This window comes from Pseudomonas sp. RC4D1 (assembly GCF_018390395.1).
Taxonomy (GTDB): Bacteria; Pseudomonadota; Gammaproteobacteria; order Pseudomonadales; family Pseudomonadaceae; genus Aquipseudomonas; species Aquipseudomonas danubii.
On sequence record NZ_JAHBAW010000003.1, the window covers coordinates 1,178,716 to 1,204,534 of the forward strand.

The 25,819-nt window shown below is 62.6% G+C and carries 23 protein-coding genes; 15 read left to right on the forward strand and 8 right to left on the reverse strand.

Going from position 1 to position 25,819, the window contains the following annotated elements:
• Positions 1 to 13 precede the first annotated feature (13 nt).
• Genes fapD through fapF form a run of 3 tightly spaced genes read left to right on the forward strand, consistent with a single transcriptional unit; the run spans position 14 to position 2,828 of the window.
• Entirely contained in the window at positions 14 to 694 is a 681-nt protein-coding gene (gene fapD / locus KHO49_RS30115) for a fibril amyloid maturation endopeptidase FapD (protein WP_213666421.1), read from the forward strand.
• 49 nt (positions 695 to 743) lie between these two features.
• Positions 744 to 1,478 (forward strand): fibril amyloid subunit FapE, encoded by a 735-nt coding sequence (fapE, locus tag KHO49_RS30120; protein ID WP_102879249.1) that lies wholly within the window; start codon positions 744 to 746, stop codon positions 1,476 to 1,478.
• A gap of 54 nt (positions 1,479 to 1,532) precedes the next feature.
• On the forward strand, positions 1,533 to 2,828 hold the full coding sequence (gene fapF / locus KHO49_RS30125) for a fibril amyloid transporter FapF (RefSeq protein WP_123390718.1): 1,296 nt from the start codon (positions 1,533 to 1,535) through the stop codon (positions 2,826 to 2,828).
• Positions 2,829 to 2,897: 69 nt separating this feature from the next.
• On the opposite strand, the gene KHO49_RS30130 is transcribed toward fapF, so the two are convergent.
• Entirely contained in the window at positions 2,898 to 4,223 is a 1,326-nt protein-coding gene (locus KHO49_RS30130; protein WP_110597043.1) for a sigma-54 dependent transcriptional regulator, read from the reverse strand.
• A gap of 354 nt (positions 4,224 to 4,577) precedes the next feature.
• Here KHO49_RS30130 and KHO49_RS30135 point away from each other — a divergent pair, with 354 nt between their 5' ends.
• The gene (locus KHO49_RS30135) at positions 4,578 to 4,844 is read left to right on the forward strand and encodes a hypothetical protein (protein ID WP_102863502.1); all 267 of its coding nucleotides are present in this window, start codon (positions 4,578 to 4,580) and stop codon (positions 4,842 to 4,844) included.
• 183 nt (positions 4,845 to 5,027) lie between these two features.
• Here the strand turns inward: KHO49_RS30135 and KHO49_RS30140 are convergent, their stop codons facing one another.
• The 4 genes from KHO49_RS30140 to paaY all read right to left on the reverse strand — a co-directional run bounded on the left by KHO49_RS30140 (position 5,028) and on the right by paaY (position 10,195).
• Complete coding sequence (locus KHO49_RS30140) at positions 5,028 to 7,175, reverse strand: phosphocholine-specific phospholipase C (RefSeq protein WP_213666422.1); 2,148 nt, start codon at positions 7,173 to 7,175, stop codon at positions 5,028 to 5,030.
• A gap of 241 nt (positions 7,176 to 7,416) precedes the next feature.
• Positions 7,417 to 8,427: a poly(ethylene terephthalate) hydrolase family protein gene (locus tag KHO49_RS30145; protein WP_213666423.1), complete on the reverse strand. Its 1,011-nt coding sequence runs from the start codon at positions 8,425 to 8,427 to the stop codon at positions 7,417 to 7,419.
• 186 nt (positions 8,428 to 8,613) lie between these two features.
• Positions 8,614 to 9,537, reverse strand: coding sequence for a phenylacetic acid degradation operon negative regulatory protein PaaX (paaX, locus tag KHO49_RS30150; protein WP_102863499.1), 924 nt, complete (start codon positions 9,535 to 9,537; stop codon positions 8,614 to 8,616).
• A gap of 64 nt (positions 9,538 to 9,601) precedes the next feature.
• The gene (gene paaY / locus KHO49_RS30155) at positions 9,602 to 10,195 is read right to left on the reverse strand and encodes a phenylacetic acid degradation protein PaaY (RefSeq protein ID WP_213666424.1); all 594 of its coding nucleotides are present in this window, start codon (positions 10,193 to 10,195) and stop codon (positions 9,602 to 9,604) included.
• Between the two features lie 448 nt (positions 10,196 to 10,643).
• Between paaY and paaG the strand changes: the two genes are divergently transcribed.
• The 11 genes from paaG (at position 10,644) to nhaB (ending at position 22,768) form a co-directional block, all read left to right on the forward strand.
• A complete protein-coding gene (gene paaG, locus KHO49_RS30160; protein ID WP_213666515.1) occupies positions 10,644 to 11,435 on the forward strand; it encodes a 2-(1,2-epoxy-1,2-dihydrophenyl)acetyl-CoA isomerase PaaG in 792 nt (263 codons plus the stop codon).
• Between the two features lie 188 nt (positions 11,436 to 11,623).
• The gene (gene paaK, locus KHO49_RS30165) at positions 11,624 to 12,943 is read left to right on the forward strand and encodes a phenylacetate--CoA ligase PaaK (protein WP_102879242.1); all 1,320 of its coding nucleotides are present in this window, start codon (positions 11,624 to 11,626) and stop codon (positions 12,941 to 12,943) included.
• Between the two features lie 178 nt (positions 12,944 to 13,121).
• Positions 13,122 to 14,123, forward strand: coding sequence for a 1,2-phenylacetyl-CoA epoxidase subunit PaaA (gene paaA, locus KHO49_RS30170; RefSeq protein WP_102879241.1), 1,002 nt, complete (start codon positions 13,122 to 13,124; stop codon positions 14,121 to 14,123).
• A 30-nt stretch (positions 14,124 to 14,153) separates the two neighbouring features.
• Positions 14,154 to 14,435, forward strand: a complete 282-nt coding sequence (gene paaB, locus KHO49_RS30175) for a 1,2-phenylacetyl-CoA epoxidase subunit PaaB (protein ID WP_110597045.1) — start codon at positions 14,154 to 14,156, stop codon at positions 14,433 to 14,435.
• An 8-nt stretch (positions 14,436 to 14,443) separates the two neighbouring features.
• Positions 14,444 to 15,205, forward strand: coding sequence for a 1,2-phenylacetyl-CoA epoxidase subunit PaaC (gene paaC, locus KHO49_RS30180; protein ID WP_213666425.1), 762 nt, complete (start codon positions 14,444 to 14,446; stop codon positions 15,203 to 15,205).
• The gene (paaD, locus tag KHO49_RS30185; RefSeq protein WP_213666426.1) at positions 15,192 to 15,722 is read left to right on the forward strand and encodes a 1,2-phenylacetyl-CoA epoxidase subunit PaaD; all 531 of its coding nucleotides are present in this window, start codon (positions 15,192 to 15,194) and stop codon (positions 15,720 to 15,722) included. The genes paaC and paaD overlap by 14 nt, the downstream gene beginning before the upstream one ends.
• A 29-nt stretch (positions 15,723 to 15,751) precedes the next feature.
• Positions 15,752 to 16,828, forward strand: a complete 1,077-nt coding sequence (gene paaE / locus KHO49_RS30190) for a 1,2-phenylacetyl-CoA epoxidase subunit PaaE (protein WP_213666427.1) — start codon at positions 15,752 to 15,754, stop codon at positions 16,826 to 16,828.
• A gap of 49 nt (positions 16,829 to 16,877) precedes the next feature.
• On the forward strand, positions 16,878 to 17,186 hold the full coding sequence (locus KHO49_RS30195; RefSeq protein WP_102879236.1) for a DUF485 domain-containing protein: 309 nt from the start codon (positions 16,878 to 16,880) through the stop codon (positions 17,184 to 17,186).
• On the forward strand, positions 17,183 to 18,829 hold the full coding sequence (locus KHO49_RS30200; RefSeq protein ID WP_213666428.1) for a cation acetate symporter: 1,647 nt from the start codon (positions 17,183 to 17,185) through the stop codon (positions 18,827 to 18,829). Before KHO49_RS30195 ends, KHO49_RS30200 begins: the two co-directional genes overlap by 4 nt.
• 69 nt (positions 18,830 to 18,898) lie before the next feature.
• The gene (gene paaZ / locus KHO49_RS30205) at positions 18,899 to 20,953 is read left to right on the forward strand and encodes a phenylacetic acid degradation bifunctional protein PaaZ (protein WP_213666429.1); all 2,055 of its coding nucleotides are present in this window, start codon (positions 18,899 to 18,901) and stop codon (positions 20,951 to 20,953) included.
• Between the two features lie 312 nt (positions 20,954 to 21,265).
• On the forward strand, positions 21,266 to 22,768 hold the full coding sequence (gene nhaB, locus KHO49_RS30210; protein ID WP_102863489.1) for a sodium/proton antiporter NhaB: 1,503 nt from the start codon (positions 21,266 to 21,268) through the stop codon (positions 22,766 to 22,768).
• Here nhaB and KHO49_RS31215 read toward each other — a convergent pair.
• The 3 genes from KHO49_RS31215 to gnd are packed head-to-tail and all read right to left on the reverse strand — an operon-like array spanning position 22,756 to position 25,362.
• Positions 22,756 to 22,857 (reverse strand): HAD family hydrolase, encoded by a 102-nt coding sequence (locus KHO49_RS31215; protein ID WP_249735890.1) that lies wholly within the window; start codon positions 22,855 to 22,857, stop codon positions 22,756 to 22,758. The two genes, nhaB and KHO49_RS31215, sit on opposite strands and share 13 nt — an antisense overlap.
• A gap of 10 nt (positions 22,858 to 22,867) precedes the next feature.
• Positions 22,868 to 24,385, reverse strand: a complete 1,518-nt coding sequence (zwf, locus tag KHO49_RS30215; RefSeq protein ID WP_213666430.1) for a glucose-6-phosphate dehydrogenase — start codon at positions 24,383 to 24,385, stop codon at positions 22,868 to 22,870.
• Positions 24,382 to 25,362 carry a phosphogluconate dehydrogenase (NAD(+)-dependent, decarboxylating) gene (gnd, locus tag KHO49_RS30220; RefSeq protein ID WP_102879231.1) on the reverse strand — a complete coding sequence of 327 codons (981 nt, stop codon included), beginning with the start codon at positions 25,360 to 25,362 and terminating at the stop codon, positions 24,382 to 24,384. The genes zwf and gnd overlap by 4 nt, the downstream gene beginning before the upstream one ends.
• Positions 25,363 to 25,819: the final 457 nt, after the last annotated feature.

Consider the following 25,819-nt stretch of genomic DNA (forward strand, 5'->3'; position numbering starts at 1 on the left):
AGGCGTAACGATCATGCGTACTGCGATCCTCTCCCTCCTGCTGTGCCTCTGTGTTCCCGTTGAGGCTGCGCAGATGGCCGTCGCCGGCCTGCCCGGTGGCAACCTGATCTTCAAACAGGTGCAGAGCGTACGTGAACGCAAGTTCAGCGACATCGTCGAGCAGAAGACCGACTTCAGTTGCGCCGCCGCCGCGCTGGCGACCGTTCTGCGCCAGGCCTACTGGCTTGACGTCGATGAGGAGCACGTCATCAAGGGCATGCTGGTCAATTCGGATCAGAATCTGGTCCGCACCCAGGGCTTTTCCATGCTCGATATGAAGCGCTACGTGGAAAGCATCGGCATGCGCGCCCGAGGCTACCGGATTCCGCCCGACAAGCTCGAAGCGGTGACCATTCCGGTGGTGGTACTGATGGAAATTCGCGGCTACAAGCACTTCGTGGTGATGCAGCGGGCCCAGAAAGGCTGGGTCTACATCGGTGACCCGGTATTGGGTCACAAGCGTTACTCCCATGAAGACTTCGTCAAAGGCTGGAATGGAATCGTGTTCGCCATCATCGGTCCCGGCTACGACAAGACCAACGCCTTGCTCGACCCGCCTGCCCCGCTGACCGCGAAAAACAAGCTCGATGGTTTCTACCCGGTCAAAGACACGGACCTGATGGACTTCGGTTTTATCCAGAGCGACTTCTTCTAGAAGTCCGAACAATCATAAAGGGGCAGGACGCTCCGGGAGCAGCAAGCAGATGAAGACTTCATACTGGCTGGCAGCCGCCTGCCTGGCAGCAGCTCTTCCAGCCCATGCTGGTTTCAAGCCCGAACTTATCCAGGATCAGGAATTATCGCAGTTACGGGGCCGTTACGTGATGCCGGGGCGGATTATCAGCTTCGGCATTGTCATGAGCAGTACCTGGCGCAACGCCAGCGGTGACCTGATCGGTGCGACCACCTCGCTGCAGATCCAGCAAGCCACCATCAAACCGGAATTCTACGTCTCCACCATCACCCAGACCGGTGACGGCACCACGCCGCCCCCAGGCACCGGCAATGTGATCGGCGGTGCAGGCCTGGCCAATGGCCAGGGCGTGACCCAGAGCGTGAGAGCCGCCGGTGATGGCAATTCTGCCTACAACAACATCAGCATCAATGTCACAGAGGCCAACCAGGCGCCCGCCTTGGCCGCTGGGGCCGGCCAGGCCTTGATGAGCGGCCAGACCATCACCGGCAGCAACGCCGCCGGTAGCGTGGCAGTATCGGCCCTCAATGGCGGTATCCAGATGGCGATACAGGCCAACGGCAATCAGGGCAGCGCCCTGCAGCAAGTGGCCCAGGGCAATCTGTTGCAGAACACCCAGTTGATGGGTAACAGCAACCTGGTCAACAACCTGACTCAACTCAATGTGGTGCTCAGAAACAACGGGCCCAGTAACGGTGTTTTGGACTGCAACCTGACAACGCTAGACGCTCTACGCAAATTCTGATCTTGAACTACGCTGATTCTCGACCATTGGGGTTCAAAAGGGACGGTTTATTTCATGTATCGATCGGTTTCACTGCGCGCAGTCATGTGTTTAAGCACTCTATTTCCAGCGGCGCTGGTTCAAGCCGCGCCGGATGCCGATGTAGAGACCCTGAAACGCGAACTTCTGGAGCTCAAGCAACGTTACGAAGTGCAGCAGAAGGCCCTGGCGGTACTGGAGCAGCGAGTCCGGCAGGTAGAAGACCAACCCGCGGCACCACCGCCCAAGCGCCTGGCCAAATCGCCAGCTGATCTCAGAGGCAATCAACAGGTTGCCGGCACTGGCGCCGCAGCGGCGTCCGGAGGAGCAGCCGGGGGCGCTTCCTACGGTCAGTCGCTCAAGGACGATTCGGCTCCGGCCCAAAGCGTCAGCAACCTGTACGACGAGGCCAGTGGCTTCTTCGGTGGCGGCAAGTTCAGCGTCGAGACCGGCTTGACCTACGCCCGCTACGACGCTCGGCAACTCACAGTCAACGGCTTCCTTGCGCTGGACTCGATCTTTCTCGGCAACATCAACCTGGACCGGATCAAATCCGATACCTGGACCCTGGACCTGACCGCTCGCTATAACCTCAACAACCGCTGGCAATTCGACATCAACGCCCCCGTGCTGTATCGCGAGTCCACCTTCCAGTCCGGTGGTGGCGGCGGTGCCGGCACCCAGACCACCGAAGAATCGGTGACCCGTGACCCGACATTGGGGGACGTGAACTTCGGCGTGGCTTACAAATTCCTCGACGAATCGGAGTTCTGGCCCGACGCCGTGGCGACCCTGCGAGTCAAGGCCCCCACCGGCAAGGAACCGTTCGGGATCAAGCTGGTGCAATCTGCGGGCAACAACAACCTGTACGTGCCTGAAAGCCTGCCGACCGGTAACGGTGTCTGGTCGATCACCCCCGGGATCTCCCTGGTCAAGACTTTCGATCCGGCGGTGCTGTTCGGCACCTTGGCCTACACCCACAACCTGGAAGAGTCGTTTGACGACATCAGTTCCACGGTTGGCAGCAAGACCCCTGGCAAAGTCCGCCTGGGCGACAGCTTCCAGATCGGCGCCGGTGTGGCTTTCGCCCTCAACGAGAAGATGAGCATGTCCTTCTCGGTGTCCGACCTGATACAGCGCAAGAGCAAACTCAAGCAGGATGGCGGCGATTGGCAGTCGGTGGTTTCCAGCGACGCCAACGCCGGTTACTTCAACGTCGGCATGACCATTGCGGCCACCGACAACCTGACCATTGTGCCCAACCTGTCCATCGGCATGACCGAGGACGCCCCGGCCTTCACCTTCAGCCTGAAATTCCCTTACTACTTCTGATCCACCGGCAAAAACGCCAAGGCCCGCGGCGATTCCCCAATCGCAGCGGGCCTTGGCGTTTTTACCGCCCTAGCGGATCTGGTGTTTGTGCAGCAAACGGTAGAAAGTCGGACGCGAGATGCCCAGGACCCGGGCGGCAACGCTGAGGTTGTCACTGTGCCGGTTGAGCACGTCGCACAGGGCCTGACGCTCGGCGCGGTGCTTGTAGTCCTCCAGGGTGCCCATGGGCAGATCCTGGGCTTGCAGGCCTTGCAAGCCCAGATCACTGGCCTGAATCTGCCGGCCCTCGGCCAGTACCAGGCCCCGGCGCACCCGGTTGGCCAGTTCGCGGACATTACCCGGCCAGTCGTGCTTGCCCATGGCCACCAGGGCGTCCTCACTGAAACTGCGTGGCCGGCGTCCGGTTTCCTGGCTGTAGAAGTGGGCAAAGTGGCTGGCCAGCATCCCTAAATCGCCATGACGCTCACGCAGTGGCGCGGTAATCACCTGCAGCACGTTCAACCGGTAATACAGGTCCTCACGAAAACGACCGCTGGTGATGGCCGCCTCAAGGTCCACGTGGGTCGCAGCCAGGACCCTGACATCCACCGGTATCGGCTGGCTGCCGCCTACACGCTCGATGTGCTTTTCCTGCAGGAAGCGCAGCAGATTGGCTTGCAGCTCCAGCGGCAGATCGCCGATCTCATCGAGGAACAAGGTGCCGCCGTGGGCCGCCTCGATGCGCCCGACCTTGCGCTGGTGCGCCCCGGTAAAAGCGCCCTTTTCATGGCCGAAGAGTTCGGACTGGATCAGGTGTTCGGGAATCGCCCCACAGTTGATCGCCACAAAAGGCTTGTCGTGACGCTGGGACTGGCGATGCAGGGTACGCGCCACCAACTCCTTGCCGGTGCCGCTCTCGCCGCGGATCAGTACCGGCGACTCGGTGGGCGCCAGCTTGCTCAGCAGCTTGCGCAGGTCGCGGATGGGCCGGCTGCTCCCCAACAACTCGTGCTCGGGCTGGTCCACATGGACCGCGCCCTGGCCCCTGAGGCGGGCCATGCCGAAGGCCCGTCCCAGGGTCACCTGGACCCGGGAGACGTCGAACGGCAGGGTATGGAAGTCGAAAAACCATTCGCAGACAAAGTCACCGACCTTTTGCAGGCGCAGGACTTCCGGACTCAGCACCGCGATCCACTCGGTGCCGCTGTGGCTGATCAGGTCCTTGACCGCTTCCGGACGCTCCAGGTGAAAGGGTTGCAGGCGCAGCAAGCCGACATCGCAGGAGCGCTCGCGGGCAGACTCCAGGTCACAGCTGTCCACATCCCAGCCAATAGCGCGCAGCCCGGGCAGAAGACGATGGCAGTCATCACAGGGGTCGACCACCAGCAAGCGGCGCTGCACGGGAGCTTCGAGCATGACTGGTCCTTGGCGCCAAAAGAGGGAAAAGTTATTAGAAACAGTGGTTTGGCAAACCTGGCTGTAACGTTAGCAAGAACTTGACGCTTGAATGTATCAATTGCTTATAGCGCTGCTTACCAAAGGAACTAACGCGCTGCCAGAACTTCGCCCCGAGCGACTGATTGTCGCAGTCTTTTTTTAAGAACCCCCGTAACTAATGGTGTTGTCACAGGGCCCACGTACGAAAGTTGTAAAAACTTGTTTTTCAGTGTGACCCGATCACTACCTCAGTGCATCAGTACAAGTGACCAGCCGAACGGTAAGCCCAACCGACGGCACATCATCTGATTGGGCACATAGAGAGAAGACCCCATGAACGCCCCGCTCCGTAGAAACGAAGCACTTTTGATCGCCGACCGCGCATTCAAGCCTTTTCAATGCGTGGCCTGGGCCCCACAGGACGGGAACGGCGAGCTCAGCCTGAGCGTCATCGACCGTACCAGTACCCGTATCGGTCACACCCAGATTCCCAGCAGCGCCTACTCCGATCCAGCCCAACTGGAAGACCTGCTCAAACAAGCCCGCGCTGAACTGAGCCAGGAAGGTTATATCTTGCAGTCCTGGGCCATGCCCAAGTAAGTGATGCTGTTAGCGGATCACCCGAACAGGTGATCCGCTACTTAGGCAAAACAACTAAGCACGCTATCTATTTTTCCCTCGCTGCAACTTTTATCTTCAGCGTAGTGGTTGTTTTCGCTAGTGCAGAAGCTGCACCTCCTCGCTATTTCCAACCAGTGTCCCTTTTGCTTCATCGATGCCCTATCAGGGCCGCCCCATTAGCGGGTCACTGATACTGTGTGCCCCGGTTTCCAGTCGTCCGGCTACCCTGCGCAACCAGCCTGCGTCACTGCGCAGGGTCAAGTCATACCAGCCACCGCTGGACTCACAGGCGAAAACCTGGCGCACCTCTGCTCCCCCAGGCACGACCAGGGTCCATGGCCCCTGTTGGGTATAAGGGCAGCGATCGATAGTGACCGACATCCCACGCGTGCCCGGATTGCTCAGGGTGAACTGCAGTTGGTTATTGCTGGACGTCACCAACAGCTCAGGCTGGAGCTGTTGCAGTTGGCCGCTGAAGCTGCGGTGGAAGCCATTGGGACCCAATACCCACAGCTGGTAGCGCTCCACCACTGGCCAGCTGTCCTGCAGCGCCTTGCCGGCCTCCACCGTGTAGCGCCGCGGGATATCGCTCAGGTGCAGGCCGTCGTACACATGGAACACCGCGCCCTGCTCGCCAGTGTTCTGCAGGCTCAGGGACAGGGTCTTGGCCTTGGGGTCCACCTGGCTGTCGACATGCAGACGATAAGGCAGTGCCCGTGAAGGTCGGGCCAGCCGCGGCTGGTGCGGTGGCAACTGCTGGCTGGCCAAGGGTAACGGCACCTGGAGCAGCTTCTCCTGGCGCTGGCGCAAACCGTCGGCGGCCTGCCGGGTGGTGGTCTGCAGCGCCGGCAATGGCTCATGGTTGGGGTCGACGAAATTCAACGCCGACGTCAGGTCGCCACATACCGCCCGCCGCCATGCACTGATATTGGGCTCGCGCACGCCAAAGCGTTTTTCGAGAAATTGCAGCACCGAGGTGTGATCGAACACCTGGGAATTGACCCAGCCTCCCCGGCTCCAGGGAGACAGCACCAGCATCGGCACCCGCGGCCCGGGGCCATACACACCGCCATCGGGCAGCGGTTGCTGGGTCGAACCGGGTGGCGCCGGATGCTTGAACAGTTCGCTGTCGAAACCCAGCGTGGACTTGCCGGCAAAGCTGCCATCCTGACGCTGGGAAGGTGCCGACGGCGACGGCATATGATCGAAGAAGCCATCGTTTTCATCGTAGGTCAGCAACAGCACGGTCTTGCTCCAGACCTCGGGATTGCGAGTCAACGCCAGGAGAATCTCCTGGGTGAACCAGCCGCCCTGGACCGGACTCGATGGGCCGGGATGCTCGGAATAGGCGGCCGGCGCCACAATCCAGCTGACCTGGGGCAACTTGCCGGCCTGCACGTCATTGCGAAATCCACCAATGATCGCCTCCAGATTGCTGCCGCTGCTGGCCGGCAAGGTATTGCCATTGCCCTTGTACAACGCAGCGACGGCGTTCAAGGCATCGCTGTAAGGCACAAAGGCATTGAAGTCCTTGGGCGGTTGGGCCGGATTGCCCACCTGTACGCTGGCGGCGCGGTACTGACGGAAGCCGGCCAGGGGGTTGTCGCCAAAATTGTCCGGCAGGTGCTGGTAGACCTTCCAACTGACACCCTGCTCTTCCAGGCGTTCGGGATAGGTCTTCCAGCTGTAGCCGACGTTTACCGCGCCCGGGCCATCCCATTCGTTGACCACCGCAGCGACCTTTGCCGCGCTCGGGCCGTTGCTGCCGGTCCAGAGAAACAACCGGTTGGGGTTGGTCCCGGCGTGTACCGAACAGTGATAGGCGTCGCACAGGGTGAAGGTGTTGGCCAGGGCGAACTGGAATGGCAGCTCCTGCTCACGGTAATAGCCCATGGACGTCGCTGTCTTGTGGGTCGGCCAGGCACTCATGCGGCCATTATCCCAGGCCGAATGGGCATCCACCCATGAATGAGGCGTGCCACTGACGCGCTGGGCGTTGCCTTTGCTGCTGTCCAGGTGATAGGGCATCACCAGCCGGCCCTTACCCTGTTGCTCCCAGACCGTGCGCTGACCGGGCAGTGGAATGGTAAAGCGGTCGCTGAAGCCCCGTACCCCGGGAAAAGTACCGAAGTAATGATCGAAAGAGCGATTTTCCTGCATCAGGATCACTACGTGTTCGACATCCTTGATCGTCCCCGTACGGTTATTCGCCGGTATGGCCAGGGCTTGGCGAATAGCCAGGGGCAAGGATGAAAAGAATGAACCGATAGCGGCCGCTTGCAATAGCTTCCTGCGTGAAAGACTGGGCATGGGTCTTTGAATCCTTGTGGTTGCAGCGCGATATATGACGCTGCAAGCAAAAGTATTCATTTCAAATAACAAGGCAGTGACATTGCCATTGCAATTGCATCAAGCCGATATTGCCCAGACCTGCGACTTCGCAAATAGACCATGTTTTCAAGGTTGCAAAAGAATGTTTTATGAAGAAAACACCCGAGCTTGCAAACTTGTCATCAATCGCCAGGTCCAGAAACAATATCGACCCGTTGCCTTACTGAAGATTGTCCGCCACTTCATTGCGTTGAACCCGCAACGGATTGAACGCCAGCCGGATAAACTGCGGGTCCCGCGCGAGTTTGTAGTTCGGACCGACAAAGTACTCCTTGGCCCCCGGATCACTCTTGCCGAGATATAGAATCCAGGCCGTTGTAATACCGGCGAACTCGTTTTCCCGGACACTGCGTACCGGACTGAAATGGGTGGCGTTATGGGCCGTGGCACTCCATCCCGGCACCGCCTTGATCAACCCGCCCTGCCAGAGCCGCGGCCAGGCCCAGGCCGGCACCACTACATCCGCGGCCCCGGTAAGCACCAGGGTCGGGGTCTTGACGGTGGAGCCCAGGCCTATGGGCCCGGGTTCGATGGGCAGCGAGCCGATGTAGCGCAGCTGTGGATCGATGCCCTGCAAGGTGCCAGGCAGCAGGCTCGACGAGAGGATCGACGCCCCGCCGCCAGCGGAATGCCCCGCCACTATCGTGCGAGACAGATCGACCTTGCCGAACAACGGTGAGGTTGGGTCCTGGTTGAGCTTGCTCAGCTCAAGGGCACCCAGGACATGCATGGTGGGCGCGGTGTTGATGAAGTCGGAGGAGATGATCACGATAAAGCCGTAACTCGCCCACAGCCTCATCAAATCGGTGTATTGCCCCTGATTGGAAAGGATGCCGCCAACAAAGTTGACCACCGGCAACTTGTCCAGATTCCTTATATTGCTCGGATAATAAACACTGGTGGAAACCGGACTGGCAAACCCATAGGGAAAGGACGAATTGCATTGAACGCTGTTGTCCAGCAGCATGATCCTCGCCAATACACCCAACAGACCGCGACAGTCACTCAAGACCGCATTGGTAGTGACCTTGTAGGGCCCTGGAGACTTGGCATATTGATCATTGGCCAGCCCCAGTGCCGGAACAAGTTGCGAGGCACTGGCCAGACTCCCAAAAGCAACTAAGACTCCAGCCAAACATAGTTGCACTGCCACCTTGCGTATCGATCTCATTGATAGTTCCTTTATCTGCCTGCTTTCCCTGCAAGACCGGATACTCCCTCCTGGCCGTGCACTCACTACTGCCAATCACCTGAACTTCATCTCACTGCAACAAGCCTGAAACACTCAACCTTAGTTGCCCAGCGGACTCTGGCGACCCTAGAACAAGACAAATTCCAAGGTCAATCCTTATTCAAGCTAGAGCAGCCCACCGAAGCGCCGATAGAAGCTTTCCCCCACATCCGGTAGCGGGCCATCAGCGCTCTCCAGAGCCGTGGCCAGCCACTCCTCGGCCTTGGCCTGGATCAAGCGATAGATGTTGCGACACAGCTGGCGCGCAGCACGACCCTCCCAATCGCCGGGAAGCAGTTCGTCCGGCAACTGCGGGTCGCGCAGCAACAGCTTGCGGTACTCATGAATCAGCAGCAGGCGAGCCAGGAAACAGTCGGATGGTTGCAACTGCTCCTGCTCGCGCAGGGCCTGCCAGAGGGGGCGAAACAGTTGGATGAATTCACTGTAATGGGCTGCCAGTTCGTCAATGTTCCAGCTCTCGCGCACCTGCTGGCGCAGGGCCCTGGAGCCGAGCACGTCCTCGGGTGCAGTGGCAAAGACAATGGTGTCGTCCTGGGCGCCAAGCTCCAGCAAGGTGGCATTGATATCGGCGCGATCGCTGCGCGGGCACGCCAGCATCAGCGGCGACATCGCGGCAAACCCTTGCCACTCCAACTCTTCACGCACTTGCTTGCGCAACTCCGGTTGCAGTTGTCCGAGCATTACCAGGCTCCAGGAACCATCCCAGGCCGGCACACCGGCGCTGTAGACCCGCTTGAACGCCTTGTCGAATCGCCGGCGACCGGCCAGGGTCAGGCTGTAGTAACTGCGGCGCCCGACCTTTTCGGCAGTCAGCCACCCCTCCTTGCTCAGGCGGAAGATCGAAGTGCGGATCAGCCGCTCGTTGATCCCCATGGGCTCCAGCAGTTGAATCAGGCTGCCCAGCCAGACGGTGCCGCCATGGGGTTCGATGGCATCGCCGTACAGGGTGATGATCAGCGAACTGGCGCGGATCGGGGTCTGCTCCTGAAAGCGTTTGATCAGATGGTTCAGTGGCGCTAGGGACGACATGGGCGTACCGAAAAAAAAGGAAGGAATATAGCCGGTTTCAGGCCGTCGCAGCGGCCCGGGGTGTTCATTGGCCGGCCTTGGGACGAAAGCCGCCGTCGGCGATTCGCGGCCGGTCGTCCTCGACCCGAGACAGCGGCTCACAGACTTGCATCTGCTCCAGGCAGCGACGGGTCAAGTGCTGGTACTCCCGAGTGCCGGCCAGCTTCCAGGCCACTTCCTCGTCGCTCAACTGACGCGTGACCCGCGCCGGCGTGCCCATCACCAGCGATTGCGGCGCGCATTCGAAACCGGCCTTGACCAGCGCCGCCGCCGAAACGAAGGAACGCGGCGCAATGAAGGCGTTGTCCATCACCACCGCATTCATGCCCACCAGCGCGTCGGCGCCAATCCGGCAACCGTGCAACACTGCGCCATGGCCGACATGGCCATTGCGCTCCACCACCGTGTCGCTATCAGGGAAACCATGCATCACACAGGTGTCCTGCAGATTGGCCCCCTCTTCGAGGACAATCCGGCCAAAATCCCCCCGCAGGCTGGCCAGGGGGCCGACATAGCAATGGGGGCCGACTATCACATCGCCGATCAGCACCGCCGAAGGGTGCACATAGGCACTGGGATCGACCACCGGAATCAAGCCATCAAGGCTGTAGCACGTCATGCTGCTTCCCTCTCTGATCAGCAGAAACTGCTGTTGTTGGAGCGGCTGGGGGGCGCTGCACTTGCCCGCGAATACAACGCCGAGAATGCACGACGCCACCCAATCCAGGATACCGATACAACGCGGACGGCATTTTGTATCAGGTTATTCTCGGTACACAACCGTTCTCCAAGACACAGGCCTGACTCGCCACAGGCGCCACAACCCGCAAAGCATAAAGGATACGGCCTCAATTACCGGCCCAAGGCAGCATCCCATCGACCTGCCGCCCCGAATAGAACGCAGCTGAAGCCGAAAGATAGGACACATTAAAAATCTATTAATCTTGATTTTATGTATCACATTGGCGATATACTCGGCGAAAACCGGCTCCCGGGCCGACCCGACAATCGAGCCGGCAACCGGCCGCATCACTCCGAGGACATCCACCATGCCTCAACACCCGACCATGAACTTTGCCACCATCCTGTTCTCCATCAGCGAGGGCGTCGCCCTCCTCAGCCTCAACCGTCCCGAACAGCTCAACAGTTTCAACCCACAGATGCATGGCGAGGTGCAGGCGGCCCTCAAGCACGTGCGCAACAACCCCGAGGTGCGGGTCCTGCTCCTGACCGGCGAAGGCCGCGGCTTCTGCGCGGGGCAGGACCTTGGCGAGCGCGACGTCGCCCCCGGCGATGCAGCGCCTGACCTGGGGGAATCCATCGAACAGTTCTACAACCCGCTGGTGCGCGAGCTGCGCGACCTGCCATTGCCGGTGATCTGTGCGGTCAATGGCGTGGCCGCCGGCGCTGGCGCCAACCTGCCCCTGGCCTGCGACCTGGTACTGGCAGCGCGCTCCGCGAGCTTTATCCAGGCCTTCTGCAAACTCGGGCTGATTCCCGATTCCGGCGGCACCTGGCTGCTGCCACGGCTGGTGGGCATGGCCCGGGCCAAGGCCCTGGCCATGCTCGGCAACCGCCTGAGCGCCGAACAGGCCGAGCAATGGGGACTGATCTACCAGTGCGTGGACGACGCCCTGCTGCGCGATGAAGCCCTGAGCCTGGCCCGACACCTGGCGACTCAACCCACCTATGGTCTGGCGCTGATCAAGCGCAGCCTGAATGCCAGCCTGCACAACAGCTTCGACCAGCAACTGGAGCTGGAGCGCGACCTGCAACGCCTGGCGGGACGCAGCGAAGACTATCGAGAAGGCGTCAGCGCCTTCATGGACAAGCGCCCTCCTGTGTTCAAGGGGCGCTGACATGGCCCCGCTGCGTCGTAGCGCAGAGACTGCCGCAGCGGGTGCCGGGGCATGGGCACCCCCCTGATCCTCCAGAGGCGCCAACCCGCGCCTGCAGAACTCCCCGCAAGCCCTTCGTGCCTCTTGCGGGTCATGCACTCAGAACCCGCAGTGACGGGTTGAACGACAACAACAATACGAGTGACACCATGAACATGCCGATAGCCAGAACCGTGCCCGAAGCGCCGCTGGACCCGATGGAAACCGCCAGCATCGACCACTTGCGCCAGCATCAGCTGGAGCGCCTGCGCTGGAGCCTGAACCACGCCTACGCCAACGTCCCCCTGTATCGCCAGCGCTTCGACGCCCTGGGCGTGCACCCCCAGGACATCCAGCGCCTGGAGGACCTTGCCCAACTGCCCTTCACCACCAAGTCCGACCTGCGGGACAACTACCCCTACGGCATGTTCGCGGTACCCATGCAGGAGGTGGTGCGCCTGCATGCCTCCAGCGGCACCACCGGCAAGCCCACGGTGGTGGGCTATACCCGCAACGACATCGACACCTGGGCCCAGGTGGTGGCCCGGTCGATCCGCGCGGCCGGCGGCCGACCCGGCGACAAGGTGCATGTTTCCTATGGCTACGGCCTGTTCACCGGCGGCCTGGGGGCACACTACGGTGCCGAACGCCTGGGGTGCACCGTGATTCCCATGTCCGGCGGCCAGACCGAGAAGCAGGTGCAACTGATCAAGGATTTCCAGCCGGACATCATCATGGTCACGCCGTCCTACATGCTCAATATCGCCGACGAGATCGAACGCCAGGGCCTCGATCCCCACAAGCTGGCCCTGCGCCTGGGAATCTTCGGCGCCGAACCCTGGACCGACGAACTGCGCAGCGCCATCGAGCAGCGCCTGGGCATCCGCGCCCTGGATATCTACGGGCTGTCGGAGATCATCGGTCCGGGAGTGGCCATGGAATGCGCCGAGACCCGCGACGGCCCGACCCTCTGGGAGGATCATTTCTACCCCGAAATCATCGACCCGCTGACCGCTCAGGTGCTGCCCGATGGCGAAATGGGCGAGCTGGTGCTCACCTCCCTGAGCAAGGAGGCACTGCCGATGATCCGTTACCGCACCCGCGACCTGACCCGCCTGCTGCCGGGGACGGCGCGGCCCATGCGGCGCATCGACAAGATCACCGGGCGCAGTGACGACATGCTGATCATTCGCGGGGTCAATGTGTTTCCCACCCAGGTGGAGGAGCAAGTGCTCAAAGCCGTGCACCTGGCCCCCTGTTACGAGATCCATCTGTATCGCCACGGCAACCTCGACAGCGTCGACATTCACGTCGAGCTCAAGAGCGAGCATCAGCAACTGGGGGATGAACAGCAAAGGGCCATCTGCAGCGAGCTCAGTCGCCACATAAAGACCCATATCGGCATCAGCTCACGTATCGTTTTACAGCCCCCCTTCAGCATCAAGCGTTCGGAAGGCAAGGCCTGCCGAGTGGTCGACCGCCGCAAATAGCGTTGACACAAGCACTGGAGCCCCGCCATGACGGGGCTTTTTTTCGCCCGCCATTCAAGCCGCGAGGCAAAGCGATACAGAAACAAAACATGACACGTTATTTTGTGTTTGATATTTGTTTGTGTATCACATATAAACATTCACAGCCTCACCCACACCTGCAACCCGGGAGACACTCATGTACGCACAGCTGGTAGAGACGGGGATCAAGCGCATCAAGCCGCTGGCAGAAATGTCCGAGCAGGAGCGCACCTTCCAGGAAAAAATCGACGGGGAAATCAAGATCGAGGCCAAGAACTGGATGCCCGATGCCTACCGCCAAACCCTGATCCGGCAGATTTCCCAGCACGCCCATTCGGAAATCGTCGGCATGCTGCCCGAAGGCAACTGGGTCACCCGCGCCCCGACCCTCAAGCGCAAGCTGCAACTGATGGCCAAGATCCAGGACGAAGCCGGCCACGGCCTGTACCTGTACAGCGCCATGGAAACCCTCGGCGCCGATCGCGACGAGGAAATCGCCAAGCTCCACAGCGGCCGGGCCAAGTATTCGAGCATCTTCAACTACCCGACCCTGAACTGGGCCGACATGGGCGCGGTGGGCTGGCTGGTGGACGGTGCCGCCATCGTCAATCAGGTGGTGCTGCAACGCACCTCCTATGGCCCCTACTCCCGGGCCATGGTGCGCATCTGCAAGGAAGAGAGCTTCCACCAGCGCCAGGGCTACGAAATCCTCCTGACCATGATGCGCGAGGGCAACCCGGCACAGCGGGAGATGGTCCAGGACGCCATCAACCGCCTCTGGTGGCCAGCGCTGATGATGTTCGGCCCCAGCGACGAACACTCCCCCAACAGTGCCCAGTCCATGGCCTGGAAGATCAAGCGCCAGAGCAACGACGAACTGCGCCAGCGCTTCATCGACCAGACCATCCCGCAGCTGGAACTGCTGGGCTGCACCTGCCCCGACCCGGAGCTGAAGTGGAACGCCGAGCGCGGCCACTACGACTTCGGCGAAATCCAGTGGCAGGAATTCTACGAGGTGCTCAAGGGCAACGGCCCGTGCAACCAGGAGCGCCTGGAGACTCGCCGCCAAGCCATCGACGACGGCGCCTGGGTGCGGGCCGCCGCCGTGGCCCACGCCCAGAAGAAAGCCCAGAAGAAAGCCAACAAGAACGCCGCCTGAGCGCGCCCAGCCTGATCCGGAGTCAATGCCATGTCTGAATGGACCCTTTACGAAGTCTTCGTGCGCAGCAAGCACGGCCTCAATCACAAACATGTGGGCAGCGTGCATGCCGCCGACGACGCCATGGCCATGAACAATGCCCGGGACCTGTACACCCGACGCAGCGAAGGCGTCAGCCTGTGGGTGGTGCCCTCGGCGCAGATTGTCGCCTCCTCCCCGGATGACAAGGACCCGCTGTTCGATCCTGCTGACGACAAGGTCTACCGCCACGCCAGCTTCTACCAGCTGCCCCCTGAAGTCGGACACATGTGAGGCCGGCCATGAACCCTGCAAACGATCTGATCAACCACCTGTTGCGCCTCGGCGACAGCGCCCTGATCCAGGGCCAGCGCCTGTGCGAATGGTGCGGCCGGGCCCCGGCCCTGGAAGAAGAACTGGCGCTGATGAATGTCGGCCTCGATCTGGTGGGCCAGGCCCGCAACTGGCTGGACTATGCCGCCGAACTGCTGGCCGATGGGCGCGACGCCGATCACTTGGCCTTCCGCCGGGACGAGCGGGCCTACCGCAACCTGTTGCTGGTGGAGCAGCCCAATGGCGATTTTGCGGTCACCCTGCTCAAGCAGTTTTTCTACGACGCCTGGCACCTGGAAACCCTCAAGGGCCTGAGCCACTCGACGGATCAGCGGATGGCCGCAATCGCCGCCAAGGCAGTCAAGGAAGTCACCTACCACCTGCGCCGCTCCAGCGAATGGGTCGAGCGCCTGGGAGACGGCACCGAGGAAAGCCACCAGCGCATGCTTCAGGCGATCCCGCGGCTGTGGCGCTTCACTGGCGAGCTGATCGACCAACACGCCGCTGAAATCGAACTGCACCGGGCCGGCCTGTGGGCCGATCCGGTCCAGGTGGCCGACGCCTGGCGCGCCTGCGTCGAAACCCTGTTCGCCCGGGCCACCCTGCCCGTGCCCGAAGCCCCGAGCCACTTCTATCTGGATGCGCGCCAGGGCCTGCACACCGAGCACCTGGGCCCGCTGCTGGCCCAGATGCAATTCCTGCCGAGGGCCTATCCCGATGCGGTCTGGTGAATTGATCGGCAGCGACCAGGGTGCGCGCGCGCTGCAACAAGGCGATCTGGAGCTGGCCTGGAGCACCCTGGATCAGGTCATGGACCCAGAGGTGCCAGTGGTCAGCGTGCTCGACCTGGGTATCGTGCGCGACCTGGGCTGGCAGGCCGGCCATCTGCAGGTGGCGGTCACGCCGACCTACTCCGGCTGCCCGGCCACCGAAGTGATCGAGAGCGATATCCGCCAGGCCCTGGAACAGGCCGGTTTCCAGGCCCCGCGGCTGATACGCCAGCTGACCCCGGCCTGGACCACCGACTGGATCACCGAGCGCGGTCGCCAGCGCCTGCGGGCCTATGGCATCGCGCCGCCCTCGGGCAGCAGCAAGCGCAGCCTGCTGGGGGACGCGCCCCAGGTGCTCTGCCCGCAATGCGCCAGCGCCCACAGCGAGCGCCTCAGCGAATTCGGTTCCACCGCCTGCAAGGCCCTGTACCGCTGCCGCGACTGCCTGGAACCCTTCGACTATTTCAAGTGCATCTGAGCCGCTCGCCGCCTCAGAGGAGAACCATCATGAGCCAGTTCCATCCCCTGACCATCAAGGACGTGCGCAGCGAAACCCGCGACGCGGTGTCCATCGCCTTCGACATACCCCAGCACCTGCAAGCGCAGTTCCACTTCACCCAGGGCCAGCATCTGGTGCTGCGCGCCGAGCTTGAGGGCGAGGAGGTACGGCGCTCTTATTCGATCTGCAGCGGCGTCAATGACGGCGAACTGCGCATCGCGGTGAAGCGCGTCGTCGGCGGGCGCTTTTCGGCGTTTGCCAACGAACAGCTCAAACCCGGGCAGTCGCTGGACGTCATGCCCCCTGCAGGCCGCTTCCATGTCGAGTTGGAGCCGAGCCGGCGCGGCCACTACCTGGCGGTGGCCGCAGGCAGCGGCATCACGCCGATCCTGTCGATCATCAAGAGCACCCTGGAAGGCGAGCCGCTCAGCCGCTTCACCCTGCTCTACGGCAACCGTTCCAGTGCCTCGGCACTGTTTCGCGAACAGCTGGAGGACCTGAAGAACCTCTATCTGCAGCGCCTGAACCTGGTGTTCGTGTTCAGTCGTGAACAGCAGGACATCGACCTCTATAACGGCCGCATCACCCAGGACAAATGCCAGCAACTGTTTTCCCGCTGGCTCGACGTCCAGAAACTGGACGCGGCCTTCATCTGCGGCCCCCAGGCCATGACCGAAACCGTGCGCGACAGCCTCAAGGCCGCCGGCATGGGCGCCGAGCGCATCCACTTCGAACTGTTCCACGCCGCCGGTGACAGCCAGAAGCGTCAGGCCCGGGAAGCCGCCCGCGCCCAGGACCCGCAGGTCAGCCAGATCACTGTGATCAGCGATGGCCGGGCACTGGCCTTCGACCTGCCGCGCAACAGCCTGAGCCTGCTAGATGCCGGCAACGCCCAGGGCGCCGAACTGCCCTATTCGTGCAAGGCCGGGGTCTGCTCCACCTGCAAATGCAAGGTCGTCGAAGGTGAGGTGGAAATGGACAGCAACCACGCCCTGGAAGATTACGAAGTGGCGGCCGGTTACGTCCTTGCCTGCCAGTCGTTCCCGGTCAGCGACAAGGTGGTGCTGGACTTCGACCAGCTCTGAGCGAACCGGTAGTGCGCGTGCCCATAACAAGAACAACAGAGAAAACCTCATGAGCCCACAAGAGATAGACCGCATCACCTGCCACCCGGACTTTATCCAGCTGGTGCGGCGCAAACAGCGACTCTACTGGTCACTGACCCTGATCATGCTCCTGGCCTACTACGGCTTCGTCCTGCTGGTGGCCTTTCACCCCGGCCTGCTGGGCCAGTCGCTGTCCGGCGGGGCCACCAGCGTCGGCATGCCAGTGGGGGTGGCGATGATCGTCCTGGCCTTCGCCCTGACCGGCTTCTACGTTTACCGAGCCAACCAACTGCTGGACCCGCTGAACGACAAACTCAAGCGCGAGTACCGGTCATGAAGCGCGGTGCAGGAGTCATCCTGCTGCCCTGCCTGCTGGCCTCGGACCTGGCCCTGGCCACCGACGACAGCGCCCGCGCGCTGAACTGGAACGCCATCGGCATGTTCCTGGTGTTCGTCCTACTGACCCTGGGGATCACCCGCTGGGCCGCCTTGCGTACCCGCTCGGCCAAGGACTTCTACACCGCCGGCGGCGGCATGAGCGGCCTGCAGAACGGCCTCGCGATTGCCGGTGACATGATCTCCGCGGCGTCCTTCCTCGGCATCTCGGCGATGATGTTCCTCAATGGCTACGACGGCCTGCTGTACGCCCTGGGGGTTCTGGCCGGCTGGCCGATCATCCTGTTTCTGATCGCCGAACGCTTGCGCAACCTGGGCACCTACACCTTCGCCGACGTGGTCTCCTATCGCCTGGCCCAGACCCCGGTGCGCCTGACCTCGGCGTTCGGCACCCTGACCGTGGCCCTGATGTACCTGGTGGCGCAGATGGTCGGCGCCGGCAAGTTGATCGAACTGCTGTTCGGCCTCAGCTACCTCCATGCGGTGATGCTGGTGGGCCTGCTGATGGTCTGCTACGTGACCTTCGGCGGCATGCTGGCCACCACCTGGGTGCAGATCATCAAGGCGGTGATGCTGCTGTCGGGCACCAGTTTCATGGCCTTCATGGTGCTCAAGCACTTCGGTTTCAGCACCGAGGCGCTGTTCGCCCGAGCCAGTGCGGTACACGCCAAAGGCAGCGCGATCATGGCCCCCGGCGGGCTGCTGTCGAACCCCATCGACGCCATTTCCCTGGGCCTGGGAATGATGTTCGGCACCGCCGGGCTGCCCCATATCCTCATGCGTTTCTTCACCGTCAGCGACGCGCGGGAAGCGCGCAAGAGCGTGCTCTATGCCACTGGTTTCATCGGCTACTTCTATCTGTTGCTGATCGTGGTCGGCTTCGGCGCGATCGTCATGGTCGGCACCGAGCCCGAGTACCGCGACGCCAGCGGCGCCATCATCGGCGGCGCCAACATGATCGCAGTGCATCTGGCCCAGGCGGTGGGCGGCAACCTGTTCCTGGGTTTCATCTCGGCCGTGGCCTTCGCCACCATTCTCGCGGTGGTGGCCGGGCTGGCACTGTCCGGCGCTTCGGCGGTGTCCCATGACCTGTATGCCTGCGTGATGCGCAAAGGCCAGGCCAGCACCCAGCAGGAAATGCGCGTCTCGAAGATCGCCACCTTGTGCATCGGCGTTCTGGCGGTGCTCTTGGGGCTGTTGTTCGAATCGCAGAACATCGCCTTTCTCTCGGGGCTGGTGCTGGCGATAGCCGCGTCGGTGAATTTCCCGGTGCTGTTTCTTTCCATGTTCTGGAAAGGCCTGACCACCCGGGGCGCAGTGGGCGGCAGCCTGGCCGGGCTGATCTCGGCGATTGTCCTGCTGATCCTCAGCCCGGCGGTCTGGGTCAATGTGCTGCACCACCCCCAGGCGCTGTTTCCCTACGCCAACCCCGCACTGTTTTCCATGAGCCTGGCGTTCTTTGCCGCTTGGGCCTTGTCCGTCAGCGACCGCTCGCCCCGGGCCGAGCTGGAGCGCGGCCGCTACCTGGCGCAGTTCATCCGTTCCATGACCGGCATCGGCGCCTCCGGCGCCAGCCATCACTGAGTTGCCTCCCGGCGCCCAGCACGCTGCGCCGGCCCTCAATTGACCCTGACCCTTCGGAGCCTTTCTCCCATGCCACAGTCTCCTACCCTGCAAAGCTTTATCGGCGGCCGCTGGATCGGCCAGCACCCGGCCCAGGCCTTGCGCAGCGCCATCGATGGCCATGAAGTGGCGCGTACCCATGAAGAGCCCCTGGACTTCGCCGAAGCGCTGCAACATGGGCGCGTGAACGGCGCCCGAGCGCTGCTGGCCCTGGATTTCCAGCAGCGGGCCCAGCGCCTCAAGGCCCTGGCGCTGTACCTTGGCGAACGCAAGGAACAGCTGTACGCCCTGTCCCACCACAGCGGCGCGACCCGGGCCGACAGCTGGATCGACATCGAAGGCGGCAACAGCACCTTGTTCAGCTACGCCGGACTCGGCGCCCGCGAGCTGCCCTCGGGCAACCTGCTGCACGAAGGCCCGGCGCAATCCCTGAGCAAGCTCGGCAGCTTTGCCGGCACCCATATTCTGGTGCCCCGGGGCGGCGTGGCGGTGCACATCAATGCGTTCAACTTTCCCATCTGGGGCATGCTGGAGAAGTTCGCCCCCTGCTTTCTCGCCGGCATGCCGTGCATCGTCAAGCCCGCCAGCGCTACCAGCTACCTGACCGAGGCCGCCGTGCGCCTGATGCATGAATCCGGCTTGCTGCCCGAAGGCAGCCTGCAACTGGTGATCGGCGGCACCGGCGACCTGCTGGATCGCCTGCAAGGCCAGGACCTGGTGACGTTCACCGGTTCCGCCGTCACCGCCGGCAAACTGCGATCCAACCCCAACCTGATCCGCCACTCGGTGCCCTTCAATGCCGAAGCCGACTCGCTGAACTGCGCGATCCTGGCACCGGACGTGACCCCGGATGACCCGGAATTCGAGCTGTTCATCAAGGAAGTGGTGCGGGAAATGACGGTCAAGGCCGGTCAGAAATGCACCGCTATCCGCCGCGCCATCGTTCCGGCCAAACAGCTGGATGCCGTGGCCACGGGCTTGCGCGAGCGCCTGTCGAAGGTGGTGGTCGGCGATCCGTCGGTGGAAGGCGTACGCATGGGCGCCCTGGCCTCCCATGAGCAACAGCAGGACGTGGCCGAACGCCTGGAGAGCCTGCTGCACAGCAGCGATCTGTTGTTCGGCGCCCGGGACGGCTTCGAGCCCCGGGGCGACAACGTCAGCCAGGGCGCGTTCTTTGCCCCAACCCTGCTGCTGTGCCGTGATCCCCTGGCTCAGGGCGGCGCCCACGATATCGAGGCCTTTGGCCCGGTCAGCAGCCTGATGGCCTACGACGACCTGGACCAGGCCCTGGACCTGGCCGCTCGCGGCAAGGGCAGCCTGGTGGCCAGCCTGGTGACCAAGGACCCGGGCATCGCCGCCCAGGTCATTCCTCGGGCCGCGGCCTGGCATGGCCGGCTGCTGGTGCTGGACCGCGAGTGCGCCGGCGAATCCACCGGCCACGGCTCGCCATTGCCGCAACTCAAGCACGGTGGCCCCGGTCGCGCCGGTGGCGGTGAAGAGCTGGGCGGCCTGCGGGCGGTCAAGCACTACCTGCAGCGAGCCGCAGTGCAGGGCTCGCCGAGCATGCTGGCGGCAGTGACCGGTGAATACGTGCGCGGCGCCAAGGTCATCGAAACCGAGGTCCACCCGTTCCGCCGGCACTTCCAGGACCTGCAGATCGGCGAGTCCCTGCTGACCCACCGCCGCACCGTGACCGAGGCCGATCTGGTGAACTTCGGCTGCCTGTCCGGGGACCACTTCTATATGCACTTCGACGAGATCGCCGCCAAGGACTCCCAATTCGGCAAACGTATTGCCCACGGCTACTTCGTGCTCTCGGCGGCGGCCGGGCTGTTCGTGTCCCCGGCACCGGGCCCGGTGCTGGCCAACTATGGCCTGGACAGCCTGCGCTTCATCAGCCCGGTGGGCATTGGCGACACCCTGCAAGCGCGGCTGACCTGCAAGCGCAAGATCGACCAGGGTAAACAGAGCCCCCAGGGCACGCCGCAGGGGGTGGTGGCCTGGGACGTGGAAGTAACCAATCAACTGGGTGAGCTGGTGGCCAGCTACGACATCCTGACCCTGGTTGCCAAGCGCACCCCCTGACCGCAGGCGCCGGCTTGCGAGCAAATGGCCCTCACGACGCTGTCGCTCTTGAGAACGCCTTCGCCAGCCAGCTGGCTCCTACAAGAACTGGCCGCGACACCACCCGCTGTAGGAGCCGGCTTGCCGGCGAATGGCACTCACGACGCTGTCGTCCTTGGGAACGCCTTCGCCAGCAAGCTGGCTCCTGCAAGAGGGTGCCGGCGATCGTGCAGAAGCTTGGGTGGGGCAGATTGTGGCAAAAGATTTCATGGGTTCTTGATTCTCAATCCGGCTTGCGGCAAGTTGCGCGCTTCTCACTATTAGGAGCAGCCCATGTCCGGCTCAATGGCCCAGGCGTTCGCGCACAATTTTCTCGGCCACTCACCCCGCTGGTACAAGGCAAGCATTGTCGCGTTCCTGCTGCTCAATCCGCTGCTGTTCTTCGCGGTCAGCCCGGCCGCAGCGGGCTGGTGCCTGGTGATCGAGTTCATCTTCACCCTGGCCATGGCCCTCAAGTGCTACCCCTTGATGCCCGGTGGCCTGCTGTTGGTGCAAGCGCTATTGCTGGGCATGGCCACGCCCCAGGCGCTGTACGACGAGCTGGTGCACAATTTCCCGGTGATCCTGCTGCTGATGTTCATGGTGGCCGGCATCTACTTCATGAAAGAACTGCTGCTGTTCCTGTTCTCCCGGCTGCTGCTGGGGGTGCGCTCCAAGGCGCTTTTGGGGCTGCTGTTCTGCTTTCTGTCGGCCTTCCTCTCGGCCTTTCTCGACGCCCTGACCGTGACTGCGGTGATCATCAGCGCCGCGGTGGGCTTCTACTCGGTGTACCACCGGGTAGCCTCCGGCAATGACCCGCGCCAGGACAGCGGCTATGGCGACGATCAGCATCTGCCAACCCTGCACCACGACGACCTGGAGCAGTTCCGCGCCTTTCTGCGCAGCCTGTTGATGCACGGTGCCGTGGGCACGGCGCTGGGAGGCGTATGCACCCTGGTGGGCGAACCACAGAACCTGCTGATCGGCCATGAGATGGGCTGGCACTTCGCCGAGTTCTTCCTCAAGGTGGCGCCGGTTTCGCTGCCGGTGCTGGCCGCCGGACTGGTGACCTGCGTACTCCTGGAAAAACTGCGCTGGTTCGGCTACGGCACGCTGCTGCCGGACAACGTGCGCAAGGTACTGGCCAACTACGCGGCCGAAGACGACGCCCAGCGCACCGCACGGCAGCGGGCGGCGTTGCTGGTCCAGGGGCTGGCGGCGCTGATCCTGATTGTCGGCCTGGCCCTGCACGTCGCGGAAGTCGGGCTGATCGGCCTGCTGGTGATTGTGCTGATCACCGCCTTCACCGGGATTACCGACGAGCACCGCCTGGGCAACGCCTTCAAGGACGCCATGCCCTTCACCGCCCTGCTGGTGGTGTTTTTTGCCGTGGTGGCGGTGATTCACCAGCAACAGCTGTTCGTGCCGCTGATCCAGTGGGTGCTGGCGCTACCGGCGGACCAGCAGCCAGGCATGCTGTTCATTGCCAATGGCCTGCTGTCGGCCATCAGCGACAACGTGTTCGTCGCCACCATCTACATCACCGAGGTGAAACAGGCCTTTGTCTCCGGGCAGATGAGTCGCGAACACTTCGAGACCCTGGCGATCGCCATCAACACCGGCACCAACCTGCCCAGCGTCGCCACGCCCAATGGCCAGGCCGCCTTCCTGTTTCTGCTGACCTCGGCGATTGCGCCGCTGGTGCGCCTGTCCTACGGACGGATGGTGTGGATGGCCCTGCCCTACACCGTGGTGATGGGCCTGCTGGGCTGGTATGCGGTGAGTTACTGGTTGTAGCGCTGGAGGATGTTTGAAGGGCTGAGGCGCTGATCCGGGTGCAACGGGGTGCCGTCCATATCGCTGAGCAGGAACGCGATGGACCGCACCTTGCCCCCTTCACCCGAGGGCGTGCCAGACGCGGCCATCCCGGGCCAGCAACTCATCAGCGGCATCCGGGCCATCCTCACCCGCAGGGTAAGTCTGCACGCTCGCGTCCTGCTTCCAGGCATCGAGGAAAGGCTGCACGGCGCGCCATCCGTTCTCGATATTGTCCGCCCGCTGAAACAGCGTCTGGTCACCGACCAGGCAGTCGTAGATCAGCGTCTCGTAGCCGGTGGACGGCTGCATTTCGAAGAAATCCCGATAGGCGAAGCCCAGTTCGATATTGGCCATGTCCAGGCTCGGCCCGGGCTTTTTCGCCAGCAGGTCGAACCACATGCCTTCATTGGGCTGGATCTGAATCCGCAGGTAAGTCGGCGACAGCTGGTCGACTTCGGTATCGCGAAACTGCGCGTAGGGTGCCGGTTTGAAGCAAATGACGATTTCGGTGTCGCGCACGCTCATGCGCTTGCCGGTGCGCAGGTAGAACGGCACCCCGACCCAGCGCCAGTTGTCGATCATCACCTTCAGCGCGACATAGGTTTCGGTATTGCTGTCCGGCGCGACATTAGCTTCTTCGCGGTAACCCGCCAGGGCCTTGCCCGCCACTTCGGCGGCGCGGTACTGGCCGCGCACCGAGTTGGCTCGCGCCTCCTCCAGTGACCAGGGGCGGATCGCCCCCACCACCTTGGCCTTCTCGCCGCGCACTGCATCGGCGCCAAAGGCCGCTGGAGGCTCCATGGCCACCATCGCCAGGAGTTGGAACAGGTGGTTGGGCACCATGTCTCGCAGGGCGCCGGTGTGTTCATAAAAGCTGCCACGGGTTTGGACCCCGACGGTTTCCGCCGCGGTGATCTGCACGTGGTCGATGTAATGGTTGTTCCAGAACGCCTCGAACAGGCTGTTGGAAAAACGGCTGACCAGGATGTTCTGGACCGTTTCCTTGCCCAGGTAATGGTCGATGCGATAGATCTGCTTCTCGCTCATGACCTTGAGCAAGCAGGCATTGAGGGCCTCGGCGCTCTGCAGATCGGAGCCGAAGGGCTTCTCGATGACCACCCGGCGAAAGGCCTCCGGCCCCTCCGCAAGCAACCCCGAAGCCCCCAGGCGCTGCACCACTTCACTGAAGAAGCGCGGCGCGGTGGCCAGGTAGAACACCGCGTTGCCGGTGCCGCTGGCGGCAATTCGCGCCGCCAGTTCGGCATAGGTGGAGTCGTCGAGGAAGTCGCCCTGGACGTAGCTGATGCCACGGGTCAGGTGGGCCCAGGCGGCGGCGTCCACGGACGCCCCCTGGCCTTGTTTGCTCAGCACTTCATCGCGAAGGAAGTCTTCCAGCAAGGTGGCGAACTCAGCGTCGCTCACCGCGTTGTGGTCGACGCCGACAATCCGCAGCCCCTCATCCAGCAGACCGTCGCGGCTCAGGTTGTACAGCGCCGGCGTCAACAGGCGCTTGACCAGATCACCGCGGGCGCCGAACAGGAACAGCGTGGTCGGCGGCGCGGGCAACGCCTTGGACTTCTTTCGCGTAGAGGTCATTTCTTACCGGTCTCCACATGGCCGCCAAAGCCGAAGCGCATGGCCGACAGCAGCTTGTCGCCGTAGGTGCCCTGGCCGCGGGAGCGGTAGCGGGAGAACAACGAGTTGGACAGCACCGGAACCGGCACCGCCTGCTCCATGGCCGCTTCAATGGTCCAGCGCCCTTCGCCACTGTCGGCCACGGCACCGGAAAAACCGTCGAGCTTCGGATCGCCGGCCAGGGCATCGGCGGTCAGGTCCAGCAACCAGGAGGACACCACGCTGCCACGCCGCCAGACTTCGGCGATGTCCGCCACATTGAGGTCGAAGCGCTGATCCTCCGGCAGGATGTCCGAAGACTTGGTCTTGAGAATGTCAAAGCCCTCGGCGAAGGCCTGCATCATCCCGTACTCGATGCCGTTGTGGATCATCTTGACGAAATGCCCGGCACCGGCAGGACCGGCATGGATATAGCCACGCTCGGCACGGTCGTCATCAGAAACACGGTCCTTGGTCCGTGGAATCGAACCCAGGCCGGGGGCCAGGGCGGCGAACAGCGGGTCCAGGCGCAGCACTTCATCGGCATCGCCGCCGATCATCATGCAGTAGCCGCGCTCCAGGCCCCAGACGCCGCCGGAGGTGCCGACATCGATGTACTTCAGGCCCTTTTGCGCCAGGTCCCGGGCACGGCGGATGTCGTCCTTATAGTAGGTGTTGCCGCCGTCGATGATCACATCACCCGGTTCCAGCAACTGGCTCAGGGTGTCGATGGTCTCTTCGGTGGGTGCGCCGGCGGGCAGCATGACCCAGACCGCGCGGGGTTTTTCCAGGCCGGCCACCAGGGCCGGCAGGTCGGCGACGCCCTTGGCGCCTTCGGCGGCCAGGGTGCTGACGAAATCGGTGTTGCGGTCAAAGACTACGGTCTCGTGCCCATTGAGCATCAGGCGCCGTGCAATGTTGCCGCCCATGCGGCCCAGTCCAATAATCCCCAGTTGCATGTGCTGATGCTCCTACTGCAAAAAATTCAGATCAAAAATGTATAGCCCAAAGGGCTGGGTGCAAACGTCGAGGGGCGCAACTATACAAGGCGAGACGCTCCAAGACAGCGCAATCTTCAGACATAACGCCAGTTTTTGCGGCCACCTGCGCGCAACGCAGCGCGCCCAAGCCCGATCTCTTGCCCCTCGGCCGGCGCGAACCGCGTGGAGATTAGTCCCGGCACTGGGGGCGAAGTTTCTCAGAAACTGGGGGGATAACGACGCAAAACACCAGGAAGGCACAACGACCACGAAAAATAAAAAAGTTCCAATTGCGCTAAAAAGAAATAAAATTGCCGCCTTCAGGCTGCGTGAAAACGTCACGAGTGAAGGCAAGACGGTTGCCTGACACCGTGGTTTTCGCGCTGCCGACGATAGTGCTTTGCGCAAGGGATGCGACCAGCGAAGCATAGTTGAG

Coding starts and splice junctions, on each gene's coding strand:
- fapD (WP_213666421.1), top strand. CDS start 14: ATGCGTACTGCGATCCTCTCCCTCCTGCTGTGCCTCTGTGTTCCCGTT.
- fapE (WP_102879249.1), top strand. CDS start 744: ATGAAGACTTCATACTGGCTGGCAGCCGCCTGCCTGGCAGCAGCTCTT.
- fapF (WP_123390718.1), top strand. CDS start 1,533: ATGTATCGATCGGTTTCACTGCGCGCAGTCATGTGTTTAAGCACTCTA.
- KHO49_RS30130 (WP_110597043.1), bottom strand. CDS start 4,223: ATGCTCGAAGCTCCCGTGCAGCGCCGCTTGCTGGTGGTCGACCCCTGT.
- KHO49_RS30135 (WP_102863502.1), top strand. CDS start 4,578: ATGAACGCCCCGCTCCGTAGAAACGAAGCACTTTTGATCGCCGACCGC.
- KHO49_RS30140 (WP_213666422.1), bottom strand. CDS start 7,175: ATGCCCAGTCTTTCACGCAGGAAGCTATTGCAAGCGGCCGCTATCGGT.
- KHO49_RS30145 (WP_213666423.1), bottom strand. CDS start 8,427: ATGAGATCGATACGCAAGGTGGCAGTGCAACTATGTTTGGCTGGAGTC.
- paaX (WP_102863499.1), bottom strand. CDS start 9,537: ATGTCGTCCCTAGCGCCACTGAACCATCTGATCAAACGCTTTCAGGAG.
- paaY (WP_213666424.1), bottom strand. CDS start 10,195: ATGACGTGCTACAGCCTTGATGGCTTGATTCCGGTGGTCGATCCCAGT.
- paaG (WP_213666515.1), top strand. CDS start 10,644: ATGAACTTTGCCACCATCCTGTTCTCCATCAGCGAGGGCGTCGCCCTC.
- paaK (WP_102879242.1), top strand. CDS start 11,624: ATGAACATGCCGATAGCCAGAACCGTGCCCGAAGCGCCGCTGGACCCG.
- paaA (WP_102879241.1), top strand. CDS start 13,122: ATGTACGCACAGCTGGTAGAGACGGGGATCAAGCGCATCAAGCCGCTG.
- paaB (WP_110597045.1), top strand. CDS start 14,154: ATGTCTGAATGGACCCTTTACGAAGTCTTCGTGCGCAGCAAGCACGGC.
- paaC (WP_213666425.1), top strand. CDS start 14,444: ATGAACCCTGCAAACGATCTGATCAACCACCTGTTGCGCCTCGGCGAC.
- paaD (WP_213666426.1), top strand. CDS start 15,192: ATGCGGTCTGGTGAATTGATCGGCAGCGACCAGGGTGCGCGCGCGCTG.
- paaE (WP_213666427.1), top strand. CDS start 15,752: ATGAGCCAGTTCCATCCCCTGACCATCAAGGACGTGCGCAGCGAAACC.
- KHO49_RS30195 (WP_102879236.1), top strand. CDS start 16,878: ATGAGCCCACAAGAGATAGACCGCATCACCTGCCACCCGGACTTTATC.
- KHO49_RS30200 (WP_213666428.1), top strand. CDS start 17,183: ATGAAGCGCGGTGCAGGAGTCATCCTGCTGCCCTGCCTGCTGGCCTCG.
- paaZ (WP_213666429.1), top strand. CDS start 18,899: ATGCCACAGTCTCCTACCCTGCAAAGCTTTATCGGCGGCCGCTGGATC.
- nhaB (WP_102863489.1), top strand. CDS start 21,266: ATGTCCGGCTCAATGGCCCAGGCGTTCGCGCACAATTTTCTCGGCCAC.
- zwf (WP_213666430.1), bottom strand. CDS start 24,385: ATGACCTCTACGCGAAAGAAGTCCAAGGCGTTGCCCGCGCCGCCGACC.
- gnd (WP_102879231.1), bottom strand. CDS start 25,362: ATGCAACTGGGGATTATTGGACTGGGCCGCATGGGCGGCAACATTGCA.